Here is a 17,420-nt window from a genome sequence, read left to right on the forward strand (position 1 = left end):
AGGCTTGGGGATGACAAGCTAAGTCCATGCCCACCCATCGAGCGGTCCACGTTTCCTCTCCCGGTGCAGCTTTGGAGCTGGTCGACGCTGAAACCACGCCACCGGGCCGCGATGAGGTGCGGCTGACGGTCACCGCGTGCGGCATTTGCGGAACCGACGCCCACTTCGTCGCGGGCGGGTTCCCCGGCATGACGTGGCCGTTCACCCCGGGCCACGAGATCGCCGGGAAAATCGCCGAAATCGGCTCTGGCGTCCAGGATTTCGCGGTCGGCGATCGTGTCGCCGTCGGATGGTTCGGCGGTTGCTGCTACCGCTGCGATCAGTGCCGGAAGGGCCAGTTCATCCACTGTCTGAACGGGAAAGTGCCCAGCTGGCAATATCCCGGCGGATACGCGGAGTCGGTGACCGTGCCGGTCAGCGCGCTGGCGCGGATCCCGGACGGGCTCACCGACGTGGAGGCCGCCCCCATGGGTTGTGCGGGCACCACCGTCTACAACGCGCTGCGGCACACCAAGGCGCTACCGGGTGACCGGGTAGCGATTCTCGGCGTCGGCGGGCTGGGCCACCTCGGGGTCCAATTCGCGCGGGCGATGGGTTTCGAGACCATCGCGATAGCCCGCGGGACCGGCAAGAAAGATGATGCCCAGAAACTCGGCGCCCATCACTACATCGACTCCACTGCGAGCGACCCAGCCGAGGCGTTGATCGCGCTGGGCGGCGCGACCGTCGTCCTCGCGACGGCGGGAAGCTCGCCGGCCATGGCGGCGACGGTCGGTGGGATCGCGCCGCAGGGTGAGCTCGTGACCATCGGGGTCACGCCGGAGCCGCTGCCGATCAGCCCCGTTCAGCTGATAAATCCGGGCATCAGCATCGTCGGCCATCCCTCCGGCACCGCCAAAGAGGTCGAGGACACAATGCATTTCGCGGTCCTGTCGGGCGTGCGGGCGTGGATCGAAGAACTTCCCCTGGCGCAGGCCGCCGACGGTTATGCGGCGCTCGAGCAGGGCAAGGCGCATTACCGCACCGTCCTGACGATGTGACTCCAGCTGTGTGGAGCTTCGAGCCTGCCGACGGTGAGTTGCTCGTCCGCACCGGTGTCGCGGGTAGGGCCGCGCGCCTGGGCCATCGCCTCACCATCGCCATGACGCGGTGGCACGCGACGGTGCGGTGGAGCGGCGCCGACCCGGTTGCCGTGGAGCTCACGGTCGAGGCGGATTCGTTCGAGGTGGTACGCGGCGAGGGTGGCGTCAAGGGGTTATCCGGCCCGGAAAAGACCGTGATTCGGGCGAATGCATTGAAGTCGTTGCAAGCCAGTCGTTTTCCTACGATCAGCTTCGCCGCCGATGTCATTGACAAGACCGACGAGGGATACCGCCTCGGTGGCCGGCTCGAAGTTTGCGGCAAGACGCACGAGCACGTAATTGATTTGCGCACAGAGGATCTCGGCGACACCTGGCGGATGTCTGTTGAGTCAGGCGTCCGTCAGTCTGCCTACGGGATCAAACCCTACTCGATACTGATGGGCTCGGTGCAGGTTGCCGACGACGTGACGGTGTCTTTCACCGCGATTCACGCCAAGGACGGTTGATCTGCCCTATCCGTGCCCGAAATTGCTTTTACTGCAAGAGATTTAGCGGTTTAGGGTTGCGCCGCGTCGCGCGGTGCCGCATCTCCGGCGTCGCTTGGAATGTGCTCCAGCACCCGGGTCAAATAAGGCTGCCGGCCATCCGTGCCGGACAGCCGGTCGCCGCCGGCCGGCTGCTCGTCCGGGACGCCCGGTTCGGCGGCCGGCGTCATGGGCCGGGCCGCGGGTGACTCAACCGGCGGCGCAGGGGCAAGGGCCGGCGCGACCGCCTCGGCGACTTGTGGGCTAGGCGAAGTGTGCTTTGCCGGTCCACGCTCGGCGTCCGAGGTCAGCTGAATGCCGAGCGCGAGTGATGCCGAACAGACGAAGGTAATCGCGCCGGCGGCCAGGGCGGTCACGGCCCCGGCGTAGGACCGGCGGCCGGGCCGTGCGGGCGGCGCGACCGGCTCATCGTTGTGGACGACGAGCTGCTCGTCGGTGAAGTCGGTGCTTCGGGCTGCCGCCAACGCGGTGCCCCGCGCGACTGTCACCTGTGCCATGGTTTGTGCGAAAACCGGTACGGGCAAGGCCTTTTCAAGCTGCCATGAGAATCCGTTGATGTCATCGTCGGCGCCGACGACAACGACGCCGCCGGGTCGCCATCCACTGCGGTGGAACATTCCGGTCAGCCAGGTCCGCAGTCCATCGAAGCCGCCACTCACCTCCTTGACGACCGTCTGCGTCTCGCCGTCATGGCTATCGACCATCACAACGGTCGCGGACTCATGTTCGAGGACGCAGACGGCGGTCTGCTCGTATCCGATGACGGGCGCGATGGCCATCGCGAGGGTCTCGACGGCCTCGAGCCATCGCACCGGCACGACATTGTCGAAACCGGCATCGGTCAACGCCTCCAGCAGCAGTGCGGCTTGGGCGGACGCCTCGTCGTTCCACGTCACCCCGATGACGCGCAGATGGTGATCGTTTGCGGCCGCCAGCGCGTCGACCCGCATGACCTCTTCTGTCACCTGCTCTGCGGTACTTACGGCGGGCACGCCGCGACCGGCGCGTAGCGCCAGTTCGTGGTGGTCAAGGATGGTGCCGTCCGCGTCATGCCCTTCAGCGAGGACCCATCCGACGGTGGTTGGCGCCACTGATAGGCCCAGTACCGTGTCCAAAATTTGCACCTCGATCGTCCCCGGAACCCCGACATTCCCAGTCGAATCACTGCCCACCATGAAGCGCGCGGCCGCGGTGATTCCTGAGAGCCGGAACGGACCGGGATTGCGTGTGGTCTCCATCGGCTTGCTTGCTCCGAGAGAGCCTACGCGTTCCCCGCGAGTTCGGTTGCATCGATGCCAAATCCGCCAGACAAGCGCTGGCACGGCCGCCGCAACCACAAACCGCGTCGAACCGATCGCCGAACGTACTGCGGGGGTGTGCGGTGTCGCACGGGCCCGTGGGCCCGCCCCGAGGACCGACGCATTGCCGCCGATGTTGGCCCTCCGCAATGCGGATAAAGCGCCAACTGATTGCGCCGCCTACAAGATCGTGCCGAAATCGGCCGACGATCTTGATTAGACACCCTTTGTACCTGCAGTTGTATGCGGGTCACTTACCCGCACGCGGGCTTTCCGCTGTCGGCCCCCTGCCTGGCGTTTACGCTGGCGAGGGCTCGCGAACGGGCGACGAGCACGCCCGTGTGGGCTTTGCGACCCAGTTATCACACTTGCTTTATTCATGACGATGGCCGAGACAAAATTGAGATGACTTCGCGTCTAGATCGACATTTGACCTATTAGCACGGTAAATTCTGCCGAGAGCAGGCGCGACGACATACGACAAGGGGCGCAGGTATGACAGACGTGAGCGAGAAGATCCGGGCCTGGGGGCGCCGGCTTTTGGTCGGTGCGGCAGCGGCTGTGACGTTGCCCGGCTTGATCGGTCTTGCCGACGGCGCGCCGACCGCGAGTGCTTTCTCGCGGCCTGGCCTGCCCGTCGAATACCTGCAGGTGCCGTCCGCGGGGATGGGCCGCAACATCAAGGTCCAGTTCCAAAGTGGCGGTGACGGCTCTCCCGCGGTGTACCTGCTCGACGGGCTGCGGGCCCAGGACGACTACAACGGCTGGGACATCAACACTCCCGCATTCGAGTGGTACTACAAATCAGGCCTATCAGTAGTCATGCCAGTCGGTGGCCAGTCGAGCTTCTACACGGACTGGTACCGCCCGGCGTGCGGCAAGGCCGGCTGCTCGACCTACAAGTGGGAGACGTTCCTGACCAGCGAGCTGCCCGGGTACCTGTCGTCGCAGAAGGGCGTCAAGGCGAACGGTAGCGCCGCGGTCGGCATCTCAATGGCGGGTGCATCGTCGATGAATCTGGCGATCTACCACCCCGCTCAGTTCGTCTACGCCGGTTCGCTGTCCGGCTACCTCAGCCCGTCCACCGGGCAGAGCTGGATAGGCCTGGCGATGGGTGATGCCGGCGGCTACAAGAAGGAAGACATGTGGGGGCCAGATAGCGACCCCGCATGGCAACGCAACGACCCCTTGGTCAACGTCGGCCAGCTCGTCGCCAATAACACCCGGCTCTGGGTGTACTGCGGCAACGGGACTCCGAACGAACTGGGCGGTGCCAATTTGCCGGCCACGTTCCTCGAGAGCAACTTCATGATCGGCGTCAACAAGAAGTTCCAAGACGCCTACAACGCGGCGGGCGGCCACAACGCCGTGTTCAACTTCCCGAACTACGGAACCCACAGCTGGGAGTACTGGGGAGCTCAGCTCAACGCGATGAAGGGTGACCTGCAGACCAGCTTGGGTGCTACACCCGGGGGCGGCGGATAACTCTTTTAATGCCGGATGTCGCTACTGCGCTTGACGAGAATCGTCAGGCGCAGTAGTGCGTTAAGGGCCGGCAATAAGGTCGGCGCGGTTGTCGTACTGGTTGCCACACTGCTTGCAACCCCGGCGCACGCCGACGGTGCCAACCCGCTGACCGAGCTGGTCGATGCCGCCGCGCAGCGATTGCAGATCGCCGAGCCGGTGGCCGCCTTCAAATGGAACACCCACGGCGCCATCGAGGACCCCGCCCGCGTGCGACAGCAACTATCCGCGCTCAGCTCTGACGCCACCGGCAAACACATCGATCCTCACTACGTCAGCCGGGCGTTCAGCGACCAGATCAACGCAACCGAGGCGATCGAATACCGCCGGTTCGCGGATTGGAAGCTCGACGCGTCCAGCGCCCCGAGCGGTTCCCCTGACCTGGCGGCGTCGCGCTCGGCGATCGACGGCCTCAACCAGACGATGCTGACCCAGATCGCAACGAACTGGGACCTGTTGCGCTCCCCGCAGTGTGCCCCTGCGCTCGACGCGGCCAGGGGCGAGGTCATCGAGTCCCGGCACCTCGACGGCTTGTACCAGCAGGCCCTGATGACGGCCACGCAGTCGTATTGCGCCTGAGGTTTGCCCGTCTAACTACCTGTCAGCGGTATCCGAGCTGCGCTGAATTGGTTGCCATAAAAATGCCATAAATTTCTTATCTCGCGTGTTAATCGAATCGGTAACGCTTTGTACACACGTGACGAATTGCTTGACATGAGAAATCTCGCCAAACCTCTCATCAAGTCGGCGATCGTCGGCGGGTTTGTCGTGGCGTTGCTTGGCCCGTCCACCGCTGAAGCCGGCGCGGCGCCCACGCCCAACTGGGATGCGATCGCGCAGTGCGAGTCTGGCGGCAACTGGCACGCCAACACGGGAAACGGCGAATACGGCGGATTGCAGTTCAAACCGGACACCTGGGCCCGATACGGCGGTGTCGGCAATCCCGCGGCGGCCTCCCGGGAGCAGCAAATCGCGGTGGCTGACCGGCTTTTCGCAGACCAGGGCGTCGAGCCTTGGCCGAAGTGCGGCGCCCAGTCCGGACTTCCCATCGGCTGGTACTCGCACCCGGCTCAGGGCATCAAGCAAATGATCAACAGCCTCATCCAGGCAGCGATGCCGCACTAGTAGCCGCGACGCGAGGGGTCTATGACCCCGTCGGAACATGTGTTTGGATCGGGTCATGGAAGGTTCGGCCACAGTGCACATGGCGGCGCCCGCGGACAAGATCTGGGATCTGATCGCCGACGTCCGTAACACGGGACGCTTCTCCCCCGAAGTAATGGAAGCGGAGTGGCTGGGCGAAGCGACCGGCCCGGCACTCGGCGCGAAATTTCGTGGCCACGTCCGGCGAAATGAAATAGGTCCGGTTTATTGGACGACATGCGAAGTGACCGCGTGTGAACCTGGTCGTGAATTCGGTTTTGCGGTCCTCCTCGGCGATCGCGCCGTGAACAATTGGCACTACCGGTTGGCGCCGTCGGGTGGGGGCACGGACGTGACCGAGTCGTTTCGGCTCACCCCCGCGCCGTGGCTCGGCGTCTACTTGGTGTTCGGCGGCTTTCTCCGTAAGCGGCGCAACGTCCGTGATATGACGAAGACGCTGAACCGCATCAAAGACGTCGTCGAAGCGGTCTGACCGGGAAGGCCTTCATGCCAGGCGTCGTGAAATCGGTCTTCATCACCGGAGCGGCCAGCGGCATGGGGCGCGAAGGAGCCAAGCTCTTCCACGGCAAAGGCTGGCGCGTTGGTGCGGTCGACCGAAGCGCCGATGGACTCGCGGCCCTCGCCCGGGAACTCGGTGCCGAGCGGTTGTGGACCCGCGTCGTCGATGTGACGGACAAGGCGGAGCTGGACAGCGCCCTTGCCGACTATTGCGCCGGTAACGCCGGCGGTGGGCTGGACATGATGTGGAACAACGCCGGCGTCGGCGAATCCGGCTGGTTCGAGGACGTGCCTTACGACGCGGCGATGCGCGTCGTCGAGGTCAACTACAAGGCAGTGTTGACCGGCGCCTACGGCGCGCTCCCCTACCTGAAGAAAACCCCTGGCAGCCTGATGTTTTCGACGTCGTCCTCGGCGGGCACGTTCGGCATGCCGCGCATCGCCGTCTACTCCTCGACCAAGCACGCGGTCAAAGGGTTGACCGAGGCACTCAGCGTCGAGTGGCACCGGCATGGTGTGCGGGTCGCCGACGTGCTGCCCGGTCTGATCGACACCCCCATCCTTACCTCGACCCGCAACCACTCCGACGCCGGCGCGGCCCCGATGTCCGCCGACGAGCTCCGCGCCACCGCGCCCAAGAAGGGCCCCTTCCGGCTGATGCCGGCGAGCAGCGTGGCCCAGGCGGCGTGGCAGGCTTACCACCACCCGAAGCGGTTGCACTGGTATGTGCCGAAAAGCATTCGGCTGATCGACCTGTTCAAGGGCCTGAGCCCGGAATTGGTGCGGAGAAGCATCGTCAAAACCCTGCCCGGGCTGATGTCCGAACGGTAGTAAAGGAGCCGAGCTGATGCGGAATGGGTTGGTAGCGGCGGTGTTCGTCGTCGCGAGTGTCGCTGCGTGCGGATCGCCGCAGACCACGCCGCGCGCGGCTGCGCATCTGACCATCGATGGGGCCACGCACACCACCCGCCCCGCCGAGTGCAGCCAATTGCAGGGATACCGGACCATCAACATCCGCGACCGCGACAGCCAGGTCGAAGCGGTGGTGCTGCTCAGTGGTTATCGGGCCATCCCCCAGTGGGTGAAGATCCGCAACGTCGGCGGATTCACCGGTAGCTTCTGGGAAGGCGGGGTCGGCGACGCCCACGTCGACGTCAGCAACAGCGCGTACACCATCACCGGCAGCGCCTACGGCATCAACAGCAATAATCCCAACAAGGTGATCACGACGGATTTCAAGCTGTCTGCTGAGTGTTGACTGTGTGTTGACCCCGCCGGAACATCCCCCGCCTAGTCTTGGTAGACGACCACTTCTAGGGAGGGGCTGTGAGGGAGAGGTTGCACTGGCTTGCGATGCACGGATTTTTCCGTGGCGCCGCAGCGATCGGAGTGCGTCAGGGTGTGTTGAATGCGAGGTTGGTGGCCGATCCACAGGTGACCGCCAACCCTGTGCCGTTCTACGACGAAGTGCGGGCACGGGGCCCGCTGGTCAAGAGCCGGGTCAGCTATTTGGCGGTCGACCATGCGCTCGCCGGCGAGCTGCTCCGATCTGACGACTTTCGCGTGCTCTCGATGGGGTCTAACTTGCCGGGGTGGCTTGCCCGGCTGGAGCGCCGCACCCGCGACGATCTTCTCCACCCGCTGCGACCGCCGTCGCTGCTGGCCGTCGAGGCGCCGGACCACACCCGCTACCGCAAGTCGGTGTCGGCGGTGTTCACGCCCAGGGCGGTCGCTGGACTACGTGATCGAGTCGAGCAGACCGCCATCGGCCTCTTGGACCAGCTGGCCGACGAGTCCGGCGTCGTCGACATCGTTGCCCGGTACTGCTCGCAACTTCCGGTGGCGATCATCAGCGACATCTTGGGCGTGCCCGACCAAGACCGCAGGCGCGTACTGGAATTCGGTGAGCTCGCAGCGCCCAGCCTGGACATCGGATTGCCGTGGCGACAGTACCGCAGCGTGCAGAAGGGCATCGCTGGCTTCAACCTCTGGCTGGCCGACCACTTGCGGGAATTGCGGCATAATCCGAGTGACAGTCTGATGAGCCAGCTGATCCAGAGATCTGAAAGTGGCTCTGCTGAAACGTATCTCAGCGATCCTGAGCTTCAGGCGATCGCCGGGTTGGTGTTGGCCGCTGGCTTCGAAACCACGGTGAACCTGTTGAGCAACGGGATTCGCATGTTGCTCGACAATCCCGAACACCTGCCGACGTTACGTGAACGTCCCGAGTTGTGGCCCAACGCCGTTGAAGAGATCTTGCGACTTGACTCGCCGGTGCAGCTCACCGCGCGCGTCGCCCTCAAAGATGTTGAGGCGGCGGGCATGCGGATCGAACGCGGCGAGTTGGTGGTGGTGTATCTGGCCGCCGCCAACCGGGATCCGATTGTCTTTCCCGACCCGCACCGCTTCGATATCGAACGTCCCAATGCGGGAAAGCATCTCGCGTTTTCTGGGGGCCGGCACTTCTGCTTGGGCGCCGCGCTTGCCCGGGCCGAGGGCGAAGTCGGATTGCGGACGTTTTTCGAGCACTTCCCCGATGTGCGGGCGGCGGGTGCCGGAAGCAGGCGCGACACCCGGGTGCTGCGTGGATGGTCGACGTTGCCGGTAGCGCTGGGCCGGGCACGGTCGATGGCTCCTGTCGATCTCTAGATTGTGCTGCGGCGCAAGATCATTGCGGTGCGAGGTAGCGGCCGAACCACGCGAGCAGCCGTTGCCAGGCGTCGGCCGCCTGGTAGCGGGGGCCGGTGTCGTTGAAGAACGCATGATCGGCGTTCGGTTCGACAACAAGATCGCTGACCAGCCCGGCCCGATCGAGGGCGGTCTTGGCGGCGGACTGCGAGCCCGTGACGCGAGTGTCCAGGGCCGCGTAAATACCCAGCACGGCGGCCTTGGACCCGATGAAATCGGGATTGTCGGGTAGCGGACCGTAGAACGGGACCGCGGCTGACACTCCGAGCGCGCCGGACGCCAACAGCTGCCATACCAATCCACCGCCAAAACAAAAGCCGACCACACCGACCTTCTGTCCCGGAGCCCGCAGCTTCAGTTCCGCGACACCGGAATTCAGGTCGTGGGTGAACTGTTCGGGCGCTATCGTGCCCAGGGCCGCGGTGGCCTGCGCCGGATCGGCAAAGGTGGCGGTTCCGCCCTTCTCGGAGAGCAGGTCGATCGCCAGCGCCGAAAATCCGGCCCCGGCCAGCCGGCCACCGACCGCACCCAGTCGGTCAATCCCTTGTTCTCGTGGATGACCAGCACGGCGCCCTTGGAGTCGGCCGCTTGTGCCCATGCCCCCTGAAGTTCGCCCTGCTGGCCGGGCCAGGTGATCGGTGCGGTGGGTTGCGCATTAGCCATGCCGGGCGGTTGCGTTGGCGTGGTTGACGTCTCGGGGGTGGCGGTGGAGGCCGGGCCTTCGGCCGCCTCGTGCTGCTTGGAGCAGGAGGCGATGAGCGCGGTGGCCGACGACGCAGCCACGCCGAGCAAGGCTAGTCGCCTCATCGCCTCGCGCCTGGTTAGTAGGCCGTCGAGATGGTCGGTCGCAATTTCCTCGGCGAGGTAGCGCTGTAGCGAAGTCACGTTGGCGAGTATCCGCCGAAAAGGTGTGGTTGACACGGGTGTGCCAACCGGGTTAGTTGGCCGTTATGACAGAACTTTCTACGATCTTGGTCGACGATGTCGTGCTCGGGCTCTGGCGGGCACTTTCGCGCCGGGATTGGGATGCGCTCAAGACCTTCCTGGCGCCCGACTGCCTATATGTCGACATGCCGGTTCCCGCGTTGTCGGCGCGTGGCCCCGAAGACATCGTGAAACGGCTGAAAATGGGTCTCGAGCCGCTGGCCGGCTACGAGAACCACGACGGACTGCTGGTGTCGAATGGATCCGATGTCATCTACGAGCACTCCGAGACATGGACTTTCGCGACCGGTGAAAAAGGGGTTTTACGATTCGTCACCGTTCACAAGGTGGTCGACGGAAAAGTCACGGTCTGGAAAGACTATTGGGACATGAATAGTCTCGTCAGCTTCGCTCCGCCAAACCATTTCGAGAACCTCGCGAATGCGGACACCAGCTGGATCTTTGACGCGTCGGCATTAGTCTGACCGTTAGTCCGATATCGCGAATGTTCGGACATTTTAATTTGTGCGCCCGAAACCGAGCGGGCCCAGCTTTGCCCAGTTGAGACGCTATTATACGTGTGGAGTACGCCTCAGGGGCCGGGCCGTATTCTCTCCGCGCTGCGGCGTACTATTAACGCGGTCGATGATTTTTTTAAATTGACGCGATGGCTGATTAATTTCGCTGGTAAGCGGGAAGAGCTAAGCGGTGGAAATAAACGACGCCGAAAAGTTTGTTCGTTCATGGGGCATCTGGGAGCGCGGGCGCTCCCACGGCGTCGCGGAGGCCGTGGAGACGGTCGACAAGTTCTTGTCGGGCGGCGGGTTGACAGCGGGACAGCGAGAAATCCTGCTCCGGGTGTATGACTCGCTCTTGGAGATCAACACGCGTTCGTTGTCGGCATCGCCACCGCGCCGGATGGGTCGCGGCTGGCGGCAAGCGGCGCGGGAGATGACGCGGACCGCCGCTCGCTCACCCCTCGGCAGCGCTTCGATTCGTGACTGAGCACCGGCGCAAAATAATGCCCCCTAGTCTCAGGTGAAACCAGGGGGCTCGTCCGCGGCTATCCGCCAGTGCAGACGACTGGGTCAGGACACGCAACGGTGATGACCCCCGTGCAGCCCCCGGACAGGGCGAAGTTGAGGGCAAGGATGAGGCCGAGGACGACTTTGCTGGTATAACGCGACATGGCGACGCACCCCGTTCCTCGCATGACGATCGGCTTACAGGGTTGTTATTGTACCCGAGTTCAATGGGCGCGGCGGGCGACTTTGGTGGACGCACCCCGGCCGCCAGTTTCGGCCATCGACGGCCCGCGCTCGGGGGCCCGCCGCGTCACTGTTACCCGCTGACGCAGGTGACCGGGTCAGGACAGGCGACGTAGAGAACCCCGGTGCAGCCTCCGGACAGAGAGACGGTGAAGGCAGTAACAACGCCGAGGACGATTCTGCTCGGATAACGCGACATGACGCACCTTGTTTACTCTCCGCGACCTATCACAGGATGGCTACTGTACCCGAATCCAATAGCGGCAACCGGGGTGGGAGTCCCCGACACCATCACCGATGCGTCCACGCTCAGACCCAGCGATCTCCGAGCCGGTAGATGCGGGCGGAGTTCTCGTGAGCAACGAGATCGACGACCCGCAGCGCATCGGCTTCGCTCCAATCGTCGTTGTCGACAAAGCCTCGCAGCACCCGGTGGATGCCGTTGCGCCACAACTGCGCACCCAGGAAATGCAGCTCGGCGGGGCCGAATCCGTCCGACGAATAGACAATCTTGCGGAAGGGCGCCATCTCCAGCAGCCGGGCGATGAACGCTGGTCCGCGGGCCCCAAGGTAGTTCACACTCAGCCCGCCATCGAGATAGACATTGTTGAAGGCCTGCGCCAAATAGCCCGCTTCACGTTCGTAGGGATAGCAGTGCAGCAACACGATCGGGGTGTCGTTCGACTGCCGCAATAAGTCGAGCAGATACAGCGGGTTCGTCTTGTGCAGATCGCAGTCCCGGTCACCGAAGCCGACGTGCAGCTGCAGCGGCTTGCCAAGCCGCAACGCCTCGTGCAGCCCGAAACGCAGCAGGATTCGGTCGTCCAACCGAGTGCCGCCGCGATCGCGCCACCGGCCCGCGGCGTCGCAGACCTGTGCCGCGGACGGCTCGCTCAGATCGCCGTCGAATCCGCCCCGGTAGGCCAGGATGGATTTGGTCGCCACGGCGGCGGCCGCACGGCTGTGCAGGATCTCGCCGAAGGCCGACGCGTAATCGCCGGGTGCCTGCGCGGCCTGTTCGGCCACCTGTTCGAGGCGCACGACCTCGTACGCGCGATTGGCGGACAGCGCGCTCAGCTTGGCGACGTCGGCCACGTCACTGCCGATTCCGGTGTCCACCAGCCAGTCGCTCACGCCGGCGGCCCGCAGGAACATTTCGGCCAACTCGCTTTCGCTGAATTCGCTGCGGCGCTCCCAATAAAGGTGTGGATCAACGTGTTTGGCTAATCCTATGATGGGTGCGCAGTGGGCGCGCACGGCGAAGCCGAGTTGGGAATCGAATCCTGAGTCGGTCAGCTCGGTGTTGGCTTCGTTGAGGGCGTTCTCGAACCGGTGCCGGTCCGGCGGCTGCAACCAGCAACCATGGACGTGCTGATCGATCAGTGCCACCTCGCCGATGCGCCGCGCGAGGGCCGAAGCATCGGGCACCGTCACAGACTCCAGGCCATCCGAAAAGTGTCGGCCAGTTCCTCTGCGCCCCGAGTGCCGTAGTGCTCGTGCTCGAGACGGCGGACCGCGACCACCATGTCGACCGCGGGGTCGCCCAAGATGCTGCGCAGGAGTTCCGAATTATCCAGTGCCGCAATCGCTTCTGCCTGAGATTCGGACAGGCGTTGGATTCCGGCACGCTGGCGCTCGGATGCAGTGAGTTCGGCCGGATCTACGGTCGTCTCCGGCGGCAGTACCATGCTGTGGCGGATTCCGTCGAGTGCCAGCCCGAGGATCGCCGCCGACGCCAGGTAGGGGTTCGCCGACGGGTCGACCACCTTGACCTCGACATTGCCGCCATGTGGGGCGCCGGGGTTCGCTTTGATGAATCGCACTGCCGCTTCCCGGTTTTCGCTGCCCCAGCACACGTAGGCCCCAGCCCAATTACCCGGATGCATCCGCAACCCGGACACGATCGATCCGCACAGCACGCCCTGGGCCTCCGGCAATCCGTGCACCACGCCAGACACGGCGCTCTCCCCCTCCGCGGTCATGCCTGCCGTTTCCGTTCCGCCGGAAAACAGCTGCGCGTCCGTTGTGGCCAACGAGAAGTGCTGGTGGGCACCGGATCCGACGCTGCCGGCAAACGGCACCGGCGACAGGCTGACGCGCAGCCCGTGGCGGCGGGCGGCGCGCCCGATGATGATTCGGGTCAGCACCAACTGGTCGGCGGCGGCGACCGGGGACAGCGGAGACAAAGAAATCTCGAATTGGTTGGTTCCGTATTCGGGATGGAGCTGTTCGATCCCGACGCCGGCCGTCGAGGCCGCGGCCATGACATCACGGACAAAGCCCTCATGCTCGAGCACACCAGCAAGCCCGTATTGCGCCCACAAGGTCGATGGCAGCCTGCCGCCGCCCGGATCGACCAGCACGAACTCGATTTCGTGGCCGACCCGCGCCCCGAGTCCGACGTCCGCGAGCGCCGTCTCGATCCGGCTCAGCGTTCCGCGGCCACACATCGGTGCCGGTGTCCCGTCCTGCTCGAAGAAAGCGGCGGGCCCCCACGCCAAACCGTCGCCGAGGATGCGCAACGCCGATGCGTCGATGCGGATGCGTTGATCACCGACCACGCCGACGTTGTCGGTAAAGGCGATACCGGTCTGGTCGATGGCGAAGGCATGCCAGGACGGGCTGGCGCCGAGGCCGGGGTCGGCGAACGCCGTGGTCCGCCCGATCGGCACGGTTTTGGCGAGTGTAAGCCCGGCCGGATTGACGACGGTGCCGATGACGGTGTCGACGCCCTCCGCCTCGAGCTGCGCGATTGCCGCGGCGGCTGCGGGCGTGGCTGTCATCGCAGCCCTGACCGGTGGTCCGTTGTGACGGTTAGGCGCTGCTGGGCAGCGTCAGCTTGCAGGCCTGGCCGATATCGAGGGTGCGCAGGGTGCGACCCATGCCGACCCAGAGCGCGCACGACAAAGCGAGATCGGCGATGAGCTCCTCGGAGAAGTGCTCATTGCAGCGGGCCCAGAAGTCTTCGTCGTCGCGCAGTTTGGCGTGTTCGGTACCGAAACGGTGGGCGAACTCGGCCGCCAGGCGCTCCTGTTCGCTGTACCCCGGCCAGGTGCGCCATTCGAGCGCGTGCTCGTAGAGCTCTTCGTCGACGCCTGCGACCTGACCGTCGGCATCGCGGGCGTTGAGGCAGACCACGCATTCGTTGTCGTGGGCGATCACTGCCCGGGCCAGCTCGCGGGTGCGCAGCGGTAACCGGCTTTTGGTGTAGACCGCCTGGCTGAAGTTGGCGATCGCGCCGCCGAGGTCCGGGGACTTCGTGGCCCAGCTGTAGACGTCGTCGTCAGCGAATGTTCCGATTCGGCTCATGGCGTGATGGTACGCCCGCGCTCCGGAATTCAGGCAGGTACCTAGGAGGGTCGGCCGCTGACCGCGGGTAGCGCAACCGTGCTGGGCGTGTCGTCGTGCCAATCCCGCTGGGCCAGAACACGATGCGCGATGTGCTCGAGGGCAACCTCAACCGCCTGTCGATCCGGCCTGCCCTGGTAATTGGGCGACCGGGACAGCTTGTCGACGATCCAGGCCAGCAGCAAGGAGTAGACGTAGTCGACCTGCTGGGTCCCGGCCGGGGTCAGCCACATCTTGTCGCCGTCCTGTTGTGCATAGCCTGTCGCGACTAGGCGGGCGAAGGTGGGCTCGAGGACTTCGAACGGTATTCGCATGGAGTCGCCGATGTCGGTGAGGCGGGCCGTCCCGTACATCTGCCCGAAGCGGTAGATGCGCATCACGCCCCACAGCCCGGCGACGTCCAGCCGGCAATCCGGGCGCATCGCGATGCTGCGCAATCGCACACCGGGGTCACCGCGCAGCATGCGCGCGATCGCGTTCTCCAGCAGCCGTTCCGGAGTGTCGGTGGTCGGCATCCCGAACCCGTCGCCCAAATCGACTGCGCTGTTGTGGATCTCGCGCAGCGGTACCTCGCTCAGGAACAGTGCCAGGACAAACCCGAGCAGCGCGACCGGCGCCGCCCAGAGGAATACCTGGCTCAGTGATTCCGAATAGGCCGCCACAATGGGCGCGGCCACATTATGGGGTTGTCGGTGCAGGGCCTCCGGCGAACCGACCGCATCGGGGCGTACGCCGCTGGCCGCCAGTGCCGGACCCATCCTGGTTTTCAGGAAGTTCGAAAACAATGAGCCGAATATCGCGGCGCCGAACGAACTTCCGATGGTCCGAAAGAACGTCACACCCGAGGTGGCGACGCCGAGGTCTTCGAAATTCGAGGTGTTCTGCACGATGAGTACCAGCACCTGCATCGACAATCCGATGCCGGCCCCCAGGATCACGAGATAGATCGACTGCACCAGCGCCGAGGTGGCCGGATCCATCCGCGACATCAGCACAAAGGCGAGCGCCATCAATGCGGTGCCGGCGACCGGAAAGATCTTGTAGCGGCCGGTGCGCCCGACCAGGGTGCCGCTGCCGGTCGAGGTGATCAGCATCCCGACCACCATCGGCAGCGTGCGCAGGCCCGATGTCGTCGCCGAGACGCCGTTGACGTACTGCATATAGGTGGGCAGAAACGTCATGGCACCCAACATTGCGAAGCCCACCACGAACGACAACACGCAGCAGACGGTGAATACCGGACTGCCGAACAGCCGCGTCGGCAGGATCGGTTGGGACACATGGCTTTCCACCCAGACGAACGCGACGAGCGCTACCGCGGCCCCGACGAACAACCCGATAATCGCCGGCGAGTCCCACGGGTACAGGGTGCCGCCCCAGCTGGTGGCCAGCGTCAGACCCGCGGCGCCCAGACCGACCAGAACAATCCCGGCGTAGTCGATGACCGGCTTGCTGGACGACGCCAGCGCCGGAATCGCCGCCGCCGCAACGAAGATGACTACCACCGAGACCGGCACGTTCACCCAAAACGCCCACCGCCAGGTCAGGTAGTCGGTGAAGTAGCCGCCGAGCAACGGGCCGACCACCGTGGTGACCCCGAAGACGGCGCCCAGGATGCCCTGGTAGCGACCGCGATCCCGAAGCGGTACCACCTCACCGATCAACGCGCTGGCGGTGACAGTGATCGCGCCCCCGCCGATACCCTGCAAGGCGCGGGAGCCGACCAACATGGCCATCGACTGGGCGAGCCCGCAGGACACCGACCCGATCACGAAGAACACCACGGCGGCCTGAAAGACCCGCTTGCGACCGAGCGAGTCACCAAGCTTGCCGACCAGTGCGGTGACGATCGTCGACGCCAGCAGATAACTGGTGACCACCCAGGATTGATGACCGGCGTCGCCGAGGTCGGCGACGATGGTCGGCAGCGCCGTCGCGACGATGGTTTGATCCAGCGCCGCGAGCAGCATCCCGAGCGCGATCGCTACGAAGATCAGGTTGCGGCGTCGCGGGCTGATCTGCTCGCTGCTCGATTCGGCGTCGGGCGCCGGATGGGCTTGGGCTCTCGGGCTTGTCATGCCTGCCTTCCGTCAGCGTCCGATGCTAACGCCGGCAGGAGGCCATCGCGGCCCAGCGATGTCCTCGGCTAGGCGATCGAACCCGGCGGCCGGGAAACGCACTGCGCGGAGTACAGCTCCTCGCCCAGCTTGTCCATCAGCTGCAGCTGAGTCTCGAGGTAGTCGACGTGGTTCTCTTCGTCGGCGATGATCTTCTCCAGCAAGAAGGCGCTGGTGCTGTCCTGCTTCTCGCGGCACATGATGACGCCGGGCTTGAGGCGGTTCAGCACCTCGTATTCGATCGCCAGGTCGGCCTCGAACTGCTCGCGCAGGGTCTGGCCGACGCGCAATGAGAAGAGGCGCTGGTAGTTGGGCAGGCCGTCCAGCAGCAAGATGCGGTCGGTGATCGCCTCGGCATGGCGCATCTCGTCGAAGGACTCTGCGCGGGTGTGCTCGGCTACCTCGGTGAAGCCCCAATTGTCCTGCATCTTGGAATGCAGAAAGTACTGGTTGATCGCGGTGAGCTCACTGGTCAATTGCTCGTTGAGCAGACGCAGAACGTCCGGATCCCCTTGCATGATCACTCCTCCGGTGTCGGGGCTGGCGGGGCATAGCGCGGCAGGTGGGCTGGGCCGCAGCCCACCATGCAGGCGTAGCAGCACTTTGCCACGCAAATTTGAATTGTTCCAGCAAGGTTTGGCTGCACTCAGTGGCTCGCGCGGCTCGACTACGTCACACAAACTTAGGTTAGCGTCCACTAACCTATGTAGGTTAGACTCCACTAACATGAGGCCTGTTCGGGCTACTGCCCTACTGCGCGGGGTGCGCTGATGTACGTATGCCTGTGCGTCGGCGCCACCACTCAAACGGTGTCCGACGCCGTCGCGCAGGGCGCATCCACCTCGAAAGAGATCGCCGCGTTGTGCGGCGCCGGCGGGGACTGTGGCCGCTGCCGGCGCACCGTGCGGGCCATCCTCGCCGCGTCGGCCGAACTCGAGCCGGCGGCAACGCACTAGCCGGTCGC

18 protein-coding genes and 1 pseudogene are annotated in these 17,420 nt (G+C 64.8%); 12 read left to right on the forward strand and 7 right to left on the reverse strand.

The genetic code is table 11. The features are described from left to right. Nucleotides 1-26: 26 nt before the first annotated feature. Together MNAB215_RS24030 and MNAB215_RS24035 are read left to right on the forward strand one after the other, a co-directional pair. Entirely contained in the window at nucleotides 27-1,040 is a 1,014-nt protein-coding gene (locus MNAB215_RS24030; RefSeq protein ID WP_077081015.1) for an alcohol dehydrogenase catalytic domain-containing protein, read from the forward strand. Next, the gene (locus MNAB215_RS24035; RefSeq protein ID WP_077081016.1) at nucleotides 1,037-1,588 is read left to right on the forward strand and encodes a YceI family protein; all 552 of its coding nucleotides are present in this window, start codon (nucleotides 1,037-1,039) and stop codon (nucleotides 1,586-1,588) included. The genes MNAB215_RS24030 and MNAB215_RS24035 overlap by 4 nt, the downstream gene beginning before the upstream one ends. Before the next feature lie 50 nt (nucleotides 1,589-1,638). On the opposite strand, the gene MNAB215_RS24040 is transcribed toward MNAB215_RS24035, so the two are convergent. Continuing rightward, nucleotides 1,639-2,742 carry a DUF7159 family protein gene (locus MNAB215_RS24040; RefSeq protein ID WP_077082287.1) on the reverse strand — a complete coding sequence of 368 codons (1,104 nt, stop codon included), beginning with the start codon at nucleotides 2,740-2,742 and terminating at the stop codon, nucleotides 1,639-1,641. Nucleotides 2,743-3,420: 678 nt separating this feature from the next. On the opposite strand from MNAB215_RS24040, the gene MNAB215_RS24045 reads away from it, so the two are divergent. From MNAB215_RS24045 to MNAB215_RS24075, 7 genes are all read left to right on the forward strand, one after another. After that, nucleotides 3,421-4,410 carry an esterase family protein gene (locus MNAB215_RS24045; protein ID WP_077081017.1) on the forward strand — a complete coding sequence of 330 codons (990 nt, stop codon included), beginning with the start codon at nucleotides 3,421-3,423 and terminating at the stop codon, nucleotides 4,408-4,410. 15 nt (nucleotides 4,411-4,425) lie between these two features. Continuing rightward, nucleotides 4,426-5,028: a chorismate mutase gene (locus MNAB215_RS24050; RefSeq protein WP_083746239.1), complete on the forward strand. Its 603-nt coding sequence runs from the start codon at nucleotides 4,426-4,428 to the stop codon at nucleotides 5,026-5,028. 135 nt (nucleotides 5,029-5,163) lie between these two features. After that, entirely contained in the window at nucleotides 5,164-5,574 is a 411-nt protein-coding gene (gene rpfC / locus MNAB215_RS24055; RefSeq protein WP_217348944.1) for a resuscitation-promoting factor RpfC, read from the forward strand. Nucleotides 5,575-5,611: 37 nt separating this feature from the next. Next, nucleotides 5,612-6,085 carry an SRPBCC family protein gene (locus MNAB215_RS24060; protein ID WP_108637693.1) on the forward strand — a complete coding sequence of 158 codons (474 nt, stop codon included), beginning with the start codon at nucleotides 5,612-5,614 and terminating at the stop codon, nucleotides 6,083-6,085. Nucleotides 6,086-6,111: 26 nt separating this feature from the next. Continuing rightward, nucleotides 6,112-6,942, forward strand: a complete 831-nt coding sequence (locus MNAB215_RS24065) for an SDR family oxidoreductase (RefSeq protein WP_077082289.1) — start codon at nucleotides 6,112-6,114, stop codon at nucleotides 6,940-6,942. 16 nt (nucleotides 6,943-6,958) lie between these two features. After that, nucleotides 6,959-7,369 carry a lipoprotein LpqH gene (locus MNAB215_RS24070; RefSeq protein WP_077081020.1) on the forward strand — a complete coding sequence of 137 codons (411 nt, stop codon included), beginning with the start codon at nucleotides 6,959-6,961 and terminating at the stop codon, nucleotides 7,367-7,369. Nucleotides 7,370-7,437: 68 nt separating this feature from the next. Then, nucleotides 7,438-8,760, forward strand: coding sequence for a cytochrome P450 (locus tag MNAB215_RS24075; protein ID WP_077081021.1), 1,323 nt, complete (start codon nucleotides 7,438-7,440; stop codon nucleotides 8,758-8,760). Nucleotides 8,761-8,779: 19 nt separating this feature from the next. Here the strand turns inward: MNAB215_RS24075 and MNAB215_RS24080 are convergent. Then, nucleotides 8,780-9,684, reverse strand: a pseudogene (locus tag MNAB215_RS24080) (dienelactone hydrolase family protein). A gap of 65 nt (nucleotides 9,685-9,749) precedes the next feature. On the opposite strand from MNAB215_RS24080, the gene MNAB215_RS24085 reads away from it, so the two are divergent. Together MNAB215_RS24085 and MNAB215_RS24090 are read left to right on the forward strand one after the other, a co-directional pair. Further along, entirely contained in the window at nucleotides 9,750-10,208 is a 459-nt protein-coding gene (locus MNAB215_RS24085) for a nuclear transport factor 2 family protein (protein WP_077081022.1), read from the forward strand. Between the two features lie 223 nt (nucleotides 10,209-10,431). Next, nucleotides 10,432-10,728 carry a hypothetical protein gene (locus tag MNAB215_RS24090; RefSeq protein ID WP_077081023.1) on the forward strand — a complete coding sequence of 99 codons (297 nt, stop codon included), beginning with the start codon at nucleotides 10,432-10,434 and terminating at the stop codon, nucleotides 10,726-10,728. Nucleotides 10,729-11,300: 572 nt separating this feature from the next. Here MNAB215_RS24090 and MNAB215_RS24095 read toward each other — a convergent pair. From MNAB215_RS24095 to bfr, 5 genes are all read right to left on the reverse strand, one after another. After that, nucleotides 11,301-12,425: an amidohydrolase family protein gene (locus tag MNAB215_RS24095; RefSeq protein ID WP_077081024.1), complete on the reverse strand. Its 1,125-nt coding sequence runs from the start codon at nucleotides 12,423-12,425 to the stop codon at nucleotides 11,301-11,303. Further along, the gene (locus tag MNAB215_RS24100) at nucleotides 12,422-13,774 is read right to left on the reverse strand and encodes a type I glutamate--ammonia ligase (protein ID WP_077081025.1); all 1,353 of its coding nucleotides are present in this window, start codon (nucleotides 13,772-13,774) and stop codon (nucleotides 12,422-12,424) included. Before MNAB215_RS24100 ends, MNAB215_RS24095 begins: the two co-directional genes overlap by 4 nt. Before the next feature lie 31 nt (nucleotides 13,775-13,805). Further along, a complete protein-coding gene (locus tag MNAB215_RS24105) occupies nucleotides 13,806-14,300 on the reverse strand; it encodes a carboxymuconolactone decarboxylase family protein (protein ID WP_077081026.1) in 495 nt (164 codons plus the stop codon). Nucleotides 14,301-14,341: 41 nt separating this feature from the next. After that, nucleotides 14,342-16,417, reverse strand: a complete 2,076-nt coding sequence (locus tag MNAB215_RS24110) for an MDR family MFS transporter (protein ID WP_077081027.1) — start codon at nucleotides 16,415-16,417, stop codon at nucleotides 14,342-14,344. Nucleotides 16,418-16,485: 68 nt separating this feature from the next. After that, nucleotides 16,486-16,974, reverse strand: coding sequence for a bacterioferritin (gene bfr / locus MNAB215_RS24115; protein WP_077082290.1), 489 nt, complete (start codon nucleotides 16,972-16,974; stop codon nucleotides 16,486-16,488). A gap of 252 nt (nucleotides 16,975-17,226) precedes the next feature. Between bfr and MNAB215_RS24120 the strand changes: the two genes are divergently transcribed. Continuing rightward, the gene (locus MNAB215_RS24120; protein WP_077081028.1) at nucleotides 17,227-17,412 is read left to right on the forward strand and encodes a (2Fe-2S)-binding protein; all 186 of its coding nucleotides are present in this window, start codon (nucleotides 17,227-17,229) and stop codon (nucleotides 17,410-17,412) included. The last annotated feature ends 8 nt before the right edge of the window (nucleotides 17,413-17,420 follow it).

The organism is Mycobacterium numidiamassiliense (assembly GCF_900157365.1).
In the GTDB taxonomy this organism is placed as follows: Bacteria; Actinomycetota; Actinomycetes; order Mycobacteriales; family Mycobacteriaceae; genus Mycobacterium; species Mycobacterium numidiamassiliense.